This window comes from uncultured Meiothermus sp. (assembly GCF_937863175.1).
GTDB lineage: Bacteria > Deinococcota > Deinococci > Deinococcales > Thermaceae > Meiothermus.
Genome location: NZ_CALMCQ010000292.1, coordinates 1 through 10,204 on the forward strand (window position 1 = coordinate 1; position 10,204 = coordinate 10,204).

Annotated in this window: 11 protein-coding genes; 5 read left to right on the forward strand and 6 right to left on the reverse strand. The window is 60.7% G+C overall.

Annotated elements, in window-relative coordinates; all coding sequences use genetic code 11:
* From mutM to Q0288_RS11080, 6 genes are all read right to left on the reverse strand, one after another.
* Positions 1-727: bifunctional DNA-formamidopyrimidine glycosylase/DNA-(apurinic or apyrimidinic site) lyase (mutM, locus tag Q0288_RS11055; RefSeq protein WP_299430364.1), on the reverse strand; the 727-nt coding region annotated here is incomplete at its 3' end.
* Between the two features lie 88 nt (positions 728-815).
* Positions 816-1,487: a hypothetical protein gene (locus tag Q0288_RS11060; RefSeq protein ID WP_299430366.1), complete on the reverse strand. Its 672-nt coding sequence runs from the start codon at positions 1,485-1,487 to the stop codon at positions 816-818.
* Positions 1,488-1,636: 149 nt separating this feature from the next.
* On the reverse strand, positions 1,637-1,912 hold the full coding sequence (locus Q0288_RS11065; RefSeq protein WP_299430368.1) for a hypothetical protein: 276 nt from the start codon (positions 1,910-1,912) through the stop codon (positions 1,637-1,639).
* Between the two features lie 44 nt (positions 1,913-1,956).
* Complete coding sequence (locus tag Q0288_RS11070) at positions 1,957-2,856, reverse strand: complex I NDUFA9 subunit family protein (RefSeq protein WP_299430370.1); 900 nt, start codon at positions 2,854-2,856, stop codon at positions 1,957-1,959.
* Between the two features lie 9 nt (positions 2,857-2,865).
* Positions 2,866-3,456 carry a cyclic nucleotide-binding domain-containing protein gene (locus Q0288_RS11075; RefSeq protein ID WP_299430372.1) on the reverse strand — a complete coding sequence of 197 codons (591 nt, stop codon included), beginning with the start codon at positions 3,454-3,456 and terminating at the stop codon, positions 2,866-2,868.
* Positions 3,457-3,548: 92 nt separating this feature from the next.
* Positions 3,549-4,430 (reverse strand): MerR family transcriptional regulator, encoded by an 882-nt coding sequence (locus Q0288_RS11080; protein WP_299430374.1) that lies wholly within the window; start codon positions 4,428-4,430, stop codon positions 3,549-3,551.
* 120 nt (positions 4,431-4,550) lie between these two features.
* Here Q0288_RS11080 and Q0288_RS11085 point away from each other — a divergent pair, with 120 nt between their 5' ends.
* The 5 genes from Q0288_RS11085 to Q0288_RS11105 form a co-directional block, all read left to right on the forward strand.
* Positions 4,551-5,213, forward strand: coding sequence for a class I SAM-dependent methyltransferase (locus tag Q0288_RS11085; protein ID WP_299430376.1), 663 nt, complete (start codon positions 4,551-4,553; stop codon positions 5,211-5,213).
* 56 nt (positions 5,214-5,269) lie between these two features.
* Entirely contained in the window at positions 5,270-6,097 is an 828-nt protein-coding gene (locus Q0288_RS11090) for a phytoene/squalene synthase family protein (RefSeq protein WP_299430378.1), read from the forward strand.
* Positions 6,098-6,528: 431 nt separating this feature from the next.
* Positions 6,529-8,061, forward strand: a complete 1,533-nt coding sequence (locus Q0288_RS11095) for an NAD(P)/FAD-dependent oxidoreductase (protein ID WP_299430380.1) — start codon at positions 6,529-6,531, stop codon at positions 8,059-8,061.
* Positions 8,062-8,218: 157 nt separating this feature from the next.
* Complete coding sequence (locus Q0288_RS11100) at positions 8,219-9,385, forward strand: lycopene cyclase family protein (protein WP_299430382.1); 1,167 nt, start codon at positions 8,219-8,221, stop codon at positions 9,383-9,385.
* A 2-nt stretch (positions 9,386-9,387) separates the two neighbouring features.
* A partial coding sequence (locus Q0288_RS11105; protein WP_299430384.1) for a carotenoid biosynthesis protein occupies positions 9,388-10,204 on the forward strand: 817 nt, incomplete at its 3' end.

Consider the following 10,204-nt stretch of genomic DNA (forward strand, 5'->3'; position numbering starts at 1 on the left):
CTTTGCGCTTACAGGGCAGGCCAGTGCGGCCGTAAGCGCTCAGCTCGAGCTGGAAATAACCTGGCCCCCCGCCAGGCTGCTGGTAGCTCTGGTCAGACAGGGTAGAGCCACCAGCCTCAACCGCTCGTTCCATTACCTCCCGTATGGCCCGGTGGAGTCGCTTCACCTCTAGTGAGGAGAGGGTCTTGCTGGGCCGCTCGGGGTGAATCTGGCTCAGCCACAGCGACTCATCGGCGTAGATGTTGCCCACGCCGGCCACCGCCTCTTGCCCCAGGAGCACCTCTTTGATTTTGCGGGAAGTTTGCGCCAGCGATCTTTGGAAGCTTGTCAGGGCGAAGCTTTCCGAGAGGGGTTCGGGCCCCATGCGCTTCAGGAGGCCAATTTCACCGTAATCCCCCGCTTCTACCACCCACCACTTCCCAAAGCGACGGGGGTCGGTGTAATACAGGGTCTGGCCGGGTAGTTGCAGGGTTACTCTGGTGTGGCGGTGCGGTTCAAAACGGAAGCCTCCGGTCATGCCCAGATGCACGATGATTTCTAGTTTTTTATCCAGATGCCAGATCAGATATTTCCCCCGGCGTGAGCTGCCCAACACCTGGCGTCCCTCGGCCAGTTCGGTGCCGCGATAGCGGGCGGGGTCACGGTGGAGGAGCCTCTGGATGCGCTGGCCCAACAGGTAGGGCTCGAGGATGCGCCGGATGGTCTCGACCTCGGGAAGCTCTGGCATAGCAGTCGGTAGAATATCGGGTTCGCCTTCCCCGTAACAGCCGAAAAAGAACAGTTCTGGCGGCCAGAGTGACCCAAGGCCCAGGCCCTCAGGGAAGATTTCGTAGCCGCTCTCTGGCGAAACCCTGTTCAATCCGCTCGGCTGCGCTACGCGGGGTCAGGCGCAGGGCCTGCTCGAGTTGGGCACGGGCCTCTGCTGGCGCATCTAGCTCTACCAGGGCCAGGGCATACCAGACCCGAATCAGGACAGAGGTGGGCTCGAGGCGGGTAGCCTCGTCAAAGAGGGGTCTGACCTGGCCGAGGTCGGCCCCGTAGAGCCAGCCTACCCCGGTTCGGTGAACGGCCAGATGCCAGAGAGCCAGGGCAGCTCTGGCTTCGGCGAAGGCAGGGTTGATCTGCAGAGCCTGGTGTAGAAGTCTGCGAAGTGTATTGGCTGCGAGGGCCTGCTGAATAAGATTTTTGCGGATCAGCTGCCCGGCTATTGCACGGGCCAGCTCCAGATGGGCCTCGGCAGACCTTGGACTGAGTTCTATTGACCGTTGGGCGGCCTCCTGCCCCAGAGCAAACCATCTGATAACTTCGTCTGGATTCGCCGCAGCATAATTGGCCTGCAGGTTGGCGGCCTGGGCTGCGAGCAGCCACCCTGCCGCATCCCCGGCGGTGCGTCCTTGCTGATGGGCTTCAATATAACGCCCCTCCACCAGTAGCGGACTGGCAAAAACCAACCCCAGACCCAGCACCCCCAGCAAGAATATTCGCATACCCACCACAGCATATCGCTACTTTTTGATCTGACAACCAGGGGTTATTTTCGCTCTGCCTTAAAATGAGCCTTTAGCGATGGGAAGTGGCCCCGCCACACGCCTATGGCCGTGCCCGGATGGGAAGCCAGCAAGAAAAGCCGGTCGGTTTATTTGGCCGCCCGCCCGTGGATGTGGTTGTCCTCCAGGGCACGGCGAGACTCACGAAATACATAAAGTACCAGTATCGGAAAGGGAACCTCCTGTGTGAGGGCATCCTGCACGGCAAAATAACGCCCCGGATCGGCGGCGCGCACCCTGGGGGCCAGTGCCGACCATAGCTTTAGCAAGCCTTCACGGCTGTGCGGAAGCGCTTCCTCGAAGAGTTGAAGCGGGTCGGTAGGCGTTTTCAACTTCAACAGATAGGGCCGAGCAGACTTAATCACGCCCACAGGGTAGACCTGGTTGTGTTTTTCAACAGTATTCCAGACTAAGCACCAACCAACCGTTTAGTTGTCAGGATTCCAGGCAGTTCCACTTCCAGGGATCGTTCCAGCAGAGAGAAAGCCTTACGCATATGCACGGGGTCGGCAGTGCTGCCCATTTTGAGTTGCAAATATTGATCCCGTGTTATGGGGCTGAAGGGCAGTGGGGAGATCAAAGGAACCACCAGATCCATCAGGGCCTGCGGAATAGGAAGCAGGGGTTTTCTCGAGCCCAGAGTATCGCGCACCAGTAGCAGCAATTCGCGGAAAGTATACTCTTTGGGGCCCACCAGATTGTAGCTGCGGTGGATGGTTGCAGGACGGCCAAGGGCTTGTTCGAAGGCCATGGCCACATCCCCCACCCAGACCGGTCGGAAAACAAAGCTGCCATCGCCGATTTGTGGAACGAAGGGGGCCGGTGCGGTGATCAACCCTCTCAAAATGCCACCAAAAAACGGGTCGCCTCGACCAAAAATCAGACCGGGGCGCAGGATGGTCCAGTCCAGGCCGGAGGTCTGTACCAGTTCTTCCCCCAGGGCCTTGGTCTCAAAGTAACGACTGCCAGTGCCCCGGGCTACCCCGAGGGCAGACATGTGCACAATTCGCCGGATGCCAGCCAACCTGGCCGCAGCCAGGCTGTGGCGCACCCCCTCCGCATGGGCTTGTAGAAAGCTCTGGTCACCGCGCTCGCGGATGATGCCCACCAGGTAAATCAGGGCTTCATGCCCCTGGGCTGCTTCGCGCAGACCCTCGTTTCTGGCGGCATCGGCGGTCACATACCGTACCCCTTTCGAAGAGCCTTCTCCGCGCCTCGAGGCGATAGTGACCTGGTGGCCCTGCTCCAGAAGGTGTTGCGCCAGGTGGCTTCCCACATAACCACTGCCGCCGACGACGAGTACCTTCATCTACCAACCTCAAACCGCTCGGAGCATTCGACTTTCGGCCTCGAGTTCCAGGGTCTTGTGGTCTACCAGGTAGATCTTGCGGTAGCCGGTGTCCAGGATGCCCTCGTGGCGCAAGTCGGAGAGCAGCTTGCTGACCGACTCGCGGGTGGAGGCGGTGGAGTCGGCGATTTCCTCGTGGCTGGCCGTAACGTAAACCCCGCGCTCATCCTGTCCCCTGGCGGCGGTAGCGGCCAGGTAGAGCAGATAGCGGCAGATGCGGCTGCGGAGTTCACCCCACTGGAGATGGGTTTCGTAGGCTTGTACCTGTACCATCTGGCTGGCCAGGCTTCCCGCCAGGGCCCGGAGATCGTCACCCGTAAGAGCTTTGGGATCTACCGCAAAAGCCGCGACCTCGGTCAGGGCTTCGGCTGTGTATCGGTACTGCCGCTCCGAAAGGGCTTCTTCACCAAAATAATCACCCGGTAGGATGTGGCGCAGGGTGAGCTGGCGTCCATCGGGAAGAATTTCGATGATGCGCACCAGGCCGCGCTCGAGGTGATAGAGCACGTCAGCGCGGTCACCCGCCCGATAGACCACTTCTTTTCTACGAACCTTTTTCATAATGCCTCCTTGAAGGTGATTTCCAACACTGCAGCATGGCAGAAAGACGACATTTTTGCTCTACAGGGAGCCTCCCCTGGAAAAGCCAAACCCTACCACAGGCCCGCCTCCTTCAGGGCTACCGACAACGACTCGGCCAGATCCCGCGGGTCGTTGCCCATATAACGGGCCCCTAAACGCTCTACCGAACGGGGGTCACTGGCGGCAGCCCGCCCACCGACCACCACCAGCGGGGCGAGGGGGCGCAGGGCCAGATGCGGGAGGGACTCCAGCGAAATCGGCTGCATTGCCGAAAGCACGATGGCCCTGGCCCTGGTGCGCTCGGCGAAGGCTTTGAGGTCGGCCAGGGGGGTGTTGGGGCCAAGGTAGTGCACCGTGTACCCTGCCCGGCGCAAAAAAAGTGCAGTGATCAGACTGCCAATTTCGTGCTGTTCACCGGGTAGCGTCGAAACCACCAGCGTGGGCCCCAGCGAACCGCCCATCAGGTTGAGTAAGCTTTGCAGGGAACCCCGCAGGTAGGTGCTGGACAGGTGTTCTTGCGCGGTAGTGACCCGGCCCAGGTGCCAGCCATCGCCAATGCGACGGAGGCAGGGCGAGATCACATCCATGACCACGGTTTCCACTGGATGCAGCCGGTAGGCCTCCGAGAGCACCCGCTCAGCGGCTTCGGTATCGGCCTGTAGCAGGGCTTCTTCCAGCTCGAGCGAAAGGGTTTCGGGGGGGCGCGGGCCTTCCTGGGTCAGACTCTCGAGGTAGCGCTTGACGGCCTGGGCGGGGGCTACTCCTTCGGAAATCCATTGTTTGATGTGGCGCAGGGCCTCCAGATCGGTCTCGCTGTACAACCTGTGTCCACCGGGCGAACGCTCGGGTCGGGGAAAACCGTAGCGCCGCTCCCATTGTCGGAGAAGCGCAGAGGACAAACTCATGCGCTCCTCCACTTCGGCGATGGTGTAAACCCCTAGATCGTTGCGCATAAGTAAATCCTTAAGTTACATAATACAGTAGGCTATTGTATAGGTTGCGTCAAGACTGTAAGATAAAAATGTTCATAGTTTGTACAAGTTTTTAGCGTGTATCCGAATGTGAGGTTTACAGTGAGCGAGAGTTATCTGGATCAGCAGCAGCAAGTGCCGAACTCGTTGGCGGTGCAAACCAACCTTGTTCCCATCGTGGCAACTGGCTATGAAATCTGGCGAAAAAGAGCTCTCACGTTGCTTTCCGGTAGACCCTTTCCGTTGCACGAAGAGTTTGCCTTGTTGTTGAAGGCAGTCCAACCTGTTGCCGGATCACAATTTCTGGATCTGGGAACTTCTACCGGCCTGTACGCCAGAGCTTTACTCGAGGCCGGCGCAGCCCAGGTCTATGCCCTCGACCTCTCGCGGCCTATGTTGAAGGTGGCCCTGCAAAAGGCCAGGGGATATGCGGGTTTTGTGCCCCTGCTGGCCCGCGCCGAGGCCATTCCGCTGCCCCAGGCTTCGCTGGATGGGGTGGTGGTGGGGGGGAGCTGGAACGAATTTCCCAATCCCCAGGCGGTTGCAGCCGAAGTGTACAGGGTGCTCAAGCCAGGTGGACGCCTCTGGATCATGTTCAGCCACCGCTCCAACAGTCCCCTACAGCGGGTGCTGGAATGGACAGGGCTGCGCTTCCCAGCCCTTCCCGAGCTAATGAACTTACTATCCAGCAGCGGTTTCAACCTGGATGGCTGGCGGGAAAGGTCGGCAGGATTTGTGACAGGGACAAAAGTCACATTGCGATGATAAAGGCATTCTTAGCCAATAGTACTTTTACTGGACAGTGCCTCAGGAGACTCGGAATGGAACCCAACTGGCGGGCTGTATCGGAAATTATCCGTCGCCACTCGTCTACGTTTTATTACGGTAGCTTGCTGTTTAGAGGCGAAGCCCGCAAGGGTGCCTGGGCGGTTTATGCTGCTTGCCGCACTGGGGATGATGCCGTGGATGAGTCGCCCAACCCGCTGGCCGATTTGAACAAATGGTGGGCTGGAATTGAGCGTGCCTACACCGGGATGCCCCGGGAAGGCTGGGAAATAGCCCTGGCCTGGGCTCTTCAGCGCTGGGATATTCCCAAACAGGCTTTTGCCGATATGAAAGAGGGCTTCCAGACCGATCTCAACCCGGTGCGCCTGGAGACCGTACAGGAGTTGTATGCCTACTGCTACCGGGTGGCCGGAACCGTTGGACTGATGATTGCGCCCATCAGCGGCTCGGTGGAAGCGGGTCGAGAGGCAGCGACCAAGTTGGGCCAGGCCATGCAGCTTACCAACTGCCTGCGCGATGTGGGCGAAGACCTGGCCCTGGGGCGGGTCTACCTGCCCACCGAGCTGATGCACAAGCACGGTGTGACCCTGGAAGACCTGCGCCAGGGCAGCATTGGCCCGCGCTATGTGGGTCTGATGCGCGAACTCGCCGCCGAAGCTCGAGGGCTCTACCGAGAAGGTCTGGCAGGTCTCAAGCACCTCAAAACCGGGCGTGGGGCCGTGGCCCTGGCTGCCTTGCAGTACCAGGGCATCCTGAACAAGCTGGAGCAGAGCGGCTGGGACAACCTTTCGCGCCGAGCCTCGCTCTCGGGCCTCGAGCGGGTGCTGCTCTTGCCCAGGGCCATCTGGCTGCGGGACGCCTAAAAAGCCGTACCGCGCCGGCCCAAACGGCCGCTTCGATTTGACGAACAAAACCCTGCGCCGCGACTCTTCAGCTTGCTGTTGCCTGAGCCCTAATCACAAAACCAGAAAAATACGGCGGTATCGCCCTGAACCCTTCGATAACCCTTCGACGACGCTCAGGGCCAGACTCAGGGCAGGCTCCTTCGATCACCCTTCGACGACGCTCAGGACAGGCGCAACACGGCACTGATGGGTCGGATGGACTGTACTGCACTGAATTTAGTGCACCTGAGCGTAGCGAGTTCTTCAGTCCAGGCCTTCAGACTGGCACTTCGGTAGTTTTGTAGGTCTCGAGCGACCCATTTCACCAGCAGTCATACCTCTTGATGGGGGCTTGCTTCTCGTTGCCGGCAGTGTTTTTGCAGGATAATCTGCGGTATCATTCGCCCGACATGCCAGATTTCGACGTGGTGGTGGTGGGTGCGGGGCACAACGCGCTGGTGACGGCGGCGTACCTGGCCCAGGCCGGGTACCGGGTGGGAGTCTTCGAACGGCGCAAGGTGCCGGGCGGGGCGGTCTCGACCATAGATTTTGAAGGGTTCCGCTTCGACCTGGGGGGCAGTGCCCACATCCTGATTCGCCTGACGCCCATTGTGGACGAGCTAGAACTATACAAGCATGGGCTCGAGTACATCGAACTCGACCCGATCTTCCATGCCTCCAATGGGCAGGAGAGTTGGTTTGTCTGGCGTGACCCAGGGCGCACCGCTGCCGAGCTGGACGAGCAGTATCCGGGGCAGGGCGAGGCTTACCGCAGGTTCTATGCCGAGTGGCTGCCTTTTGCAAAGGCTGTGAGGGAGACTTTTTTGTCCACCCCCAGCCCGCTGAACCTGGGGCAAAAACTGCTTTTGGGGTCGGGCCTTGGCCGCGACTGGCAGAAGCGGCTGCCGCAGATTTTGCGGCCTTACGGCGATGTAGCCAGAGAGTATTTCAGCGAGGAACGGGTGCGCTCACCCCTGGTCTGGATGGCCGCGCAGTCCGGCCCGCCGCCCTCCGATCCGCTGTCGGCACCGTTTCTGTTGTGGCACCCGCTCTATCATGTGGGCGGGGTAGCCCGGCCCAGGGGCGGTTCGGGCGGGCTCTCGCTGGCGCTGGTGCGGGCGATAGAGGCCAGGGGCGGCCAGGTGCATCTGGACAGCCCCGTCCAGGAAATCAAAATTTCGGGCGACAAAGCGGTTGGAATTCGCCTTCTGGACGGGCAGAGCGTGAGCGCGCGGGCGGTGGTCTCGGGCTCGCATATCCAGAAAACCCTGGCCATGCTGCCAGCGGACAAGACGCCCGAGGGGGCTAAAGGCTTGCGCGTCGGCAATGGCTTCGGCCTGATTCTCCGGCTGGGGCTATCGGACAAGGTGCGCTACCAGACCCACCCCGGCGACGCGTCGCGCATCGGGCTGGGGCTGCTCATCACCAGTGAGCTGCAACTCAACCGGGCTTATGGCGACTATCTGGCAGGTGAGCCGACCCGCGACCCACCCCTAATTGCCATGAGTTTTAGCGCGGTAGACAACACCCTGGCCCCGCCGGGGGGCGAGACGCTGTGGTTGTGGGCCCAGTACTACCCCCACAGGCTGGCTTCGGGAACGTGGGAAACCAGGGCTGCGGAGGCCAGAGAGGGTGTGATTCGGAGCTTCGAGCGCTTTGACCCCGATATTCGGCGCAAAATTGTGGCCGAGCTGGTGCAGACTCCCCTGTGGCTGGAAAACGAGTTTGCCATGCCTGCCGGGAATGTGATGCACCTCGAGATGAGCCTGGATCAGATGTTCATGCTGCGGCCCTGGCTGGGCGCACATAATTACAGGTTTTCCGGTCTGAAAGGGCTCTATCTGACCGGCGCCAGCACCCATCCGGGCGGGGGCATCATGGGTGCGAGCGGACGGAATGCGGCCAGGGTGTTGCTCAAGGATTTGAGCCGCAATCGGGTTTGATAGGTTTTGCTCGAGAGGCTCAACACTAAATTTAGAGCGTGTGTACTCGAGGGAGCCGCCGTTGCGACCCGCATGCGCAGCGAACGGGGAAGCAATCCAGACCGATTTGTAACCTCGGCTAGCGCGCCCCTGGTATTGCAACGTAGCCTAGTACCAGGTGGGTGGGCATTACGATTACATCATTGCGGGTGCAGGCGCTTCCGGACTGAGCCTGGCCTATCACATGGTGCAGGCTGGCTTGCGCGACAAGAAGATACTGTTGCTCGACCGCGCAGCCAAAACCACCAACGACCGTACCTGGTGTTTTTGGGAAGTGGGGCAGAATTCCTTTGAAAGGGTGGTTTTTCGCAGATGGAACCAGATCTGGTTTCATGGCGAAGGGGTTTCACGGCGGTTTAATATCGCCCCCTATGCCTACAAGATGATCCGGGGGATAGACTTCTACACCTTCATGAGCCAGTGGGTATTGCAGCAACCCAATATCTCGGTCAGATACGGTGAAATCTCCCACATTCAGGAGGGTGAGGGTGGGGCTGTGGTGGGACTGGATGGGCAGACCTTTGCCGGGCAGTGGGTCTTCAACAGCCTGTACAAACCCGCCCCCAAGAACCCCCGCCATCACTACCTGCTACAGCACTTCAAGGGCTGGGTGATTCAAACCCCTGAACCAGTGTTTGACACCGAGGCCGCAACCTTTATGGATTTTCGCCTCGAGCAGCGCGGCGAGGTTCGCTTTGTATACGTACTGCCTTTCGATCCCCACACGGCGCTGGTGGAGTACACCCTGTTCTCGCCAGAACCCTTGCGGCCAGACGATTACGATGCCGGGCTGCGCGAGTATCTGGGGCGCTGGCTGGGCCTCGAGCGCTACGAGATCCAGGAGAGCGAGTCTGGCATCATCCCCATGACCGACGCACCCTTCGCCCGTCAGCAAAGCCCCCGCGTGATGAACATCGGGACGGCGGGGGGCCGCACCAAAGCCTCGACAGGCTATACCTTCCTGCGCATCCAGAAGCAGTCCCGGCGCATTGCCGACTCGCTGATGCAGACCGGACAGCCCTTCTACCCGGAGCCGGTCTTCAACCGGCATGCCTGCATGGATAGCGTACTCTTGAACGTGCTGGACAGTCGCCGAAGCCCTGGCAAACGAATCTTTAGCGACCTCTTCCGCAAGAACCCGCCACAGCGCGTCCTGCGGTTTTTGGATGAGGAGACCGGCCTGCTCGAGGATCTACAGATTATGTCCAGCGTGGACATACGGACCTTTGTAAGCGCTGCGCTGGCAGTGGGCAGACGGCGCTGGCTCGAGCCGAAACGAGGATAGCGGTGGACTGGCTGGCAACCACTTTTTTGGCCGCTTTGCTGGCGGGTGCAGGGCTAGTTTGGGCACGGCAAAAGTGGCCCACAGCGGCAGCAGGCCCGGCCTGGCTGCGGGGGCTGGGCGGTCTGGGGAGTATGGCTCTGGCCCTGCTGGGCGCGGTGCTGCTGGTGTTTGAGCAACAGGAGTCTCTTGGTTTAGTGCTGGCCCTGGGTGGTTCTGGACTGGCTGTGCTGGCTGTCTGGGGCGGCGATTTGCTCTGGGCGGGACGGAGATCGCTGGTAGTGGCGGCGGTCGGTGCCGCCTTGCTCGGGGGGTGGATTGGCTGGCTGATGAGTGGCCATCCAGCGCTCTGGGCAGGGGCAGTTTTGACCGCTACCGCTACCGTCCAGACCCTCTGGCTCATCGGACAGCCGGAGGCCCTGGCCCGGCTCGAGTGGCTGCGGCTGCACCTGAGAGGATGGATGATACTGCTGGCCCTGGCCGTGCTGGTGCGCATCCCGGTGCCGCTGTGGCCGGAAGGTTTTCCCCTCATCAGCGCCGTCCAGATGGGGCTGATTAGCCTGGCTGCTTTGCAGTGGGGCTGGGAGCGAATGGGGGTGCGGATTTTGCTGCTGGCCGGTCTGGCCTTTGTCCTTGGGCTGGGAGTCGAGTTGCTGGGCAGCAGAACCGGCCTCCCCTTCGGCCTCTACACCTACCAGGGTGCACCACAGCCCACCGTTTTGGGCGTGCCCTTAATCGTGCCGCTGGGCTGGTTTGCCCTGGTACTTTCGGCGCACGTGCTGGCTGGGGGACGGCCCTGGCTGGCCGGACTGCTGGTGGTGG

Bases quoted from the DNA above. Each gene is read 5' to 3' on its own strand.
- Q0288_RS11075 (WP_299430372.1), bottom strand. From the start codon at position 3,456: ATGAAAAAGGTTCGTAGAAAAGAAGTGGTCTATCGGGCGGGTGACCGC.
- Q0288_RS11095 (WP_299430380.1), top strand. From the start codon at position 6,529: ATGCCAGATTTCGACGTGGTGGTGGTGGGTGCGGGGCACAACGCGCTG.
- Q0288_RS11060 (WP_299430366.1), bottom strand. From the start codon at position 1,487: ATGCGAATATTCTTGCTGGGGGTGCTGGGTCTGGGGTTGGTTTTTGCC.
- Q0288_RS11090 (WP_299430378.1), top strand. From the start codon at position 5,270: ATGGAACCCAACTGGCGGGCTGTATCGGAAATTATCCGTCGCCACTCG.
- Q0288_RS11070 (WP_299430370.1), bottom strand. From the start codon at position 2,856: ATGAAGGTACTCGTCGTCGGCGGCAGTGGTTATGTGGGAAGCCACCTG.
- Q0288_RS11080 (WP_299430374.1), bottom strand. From the start codon at position 4,430: ATGCGCAACGATCTAGGGGTTTACACCATCGCCGAAGTGGAGGAGCGC.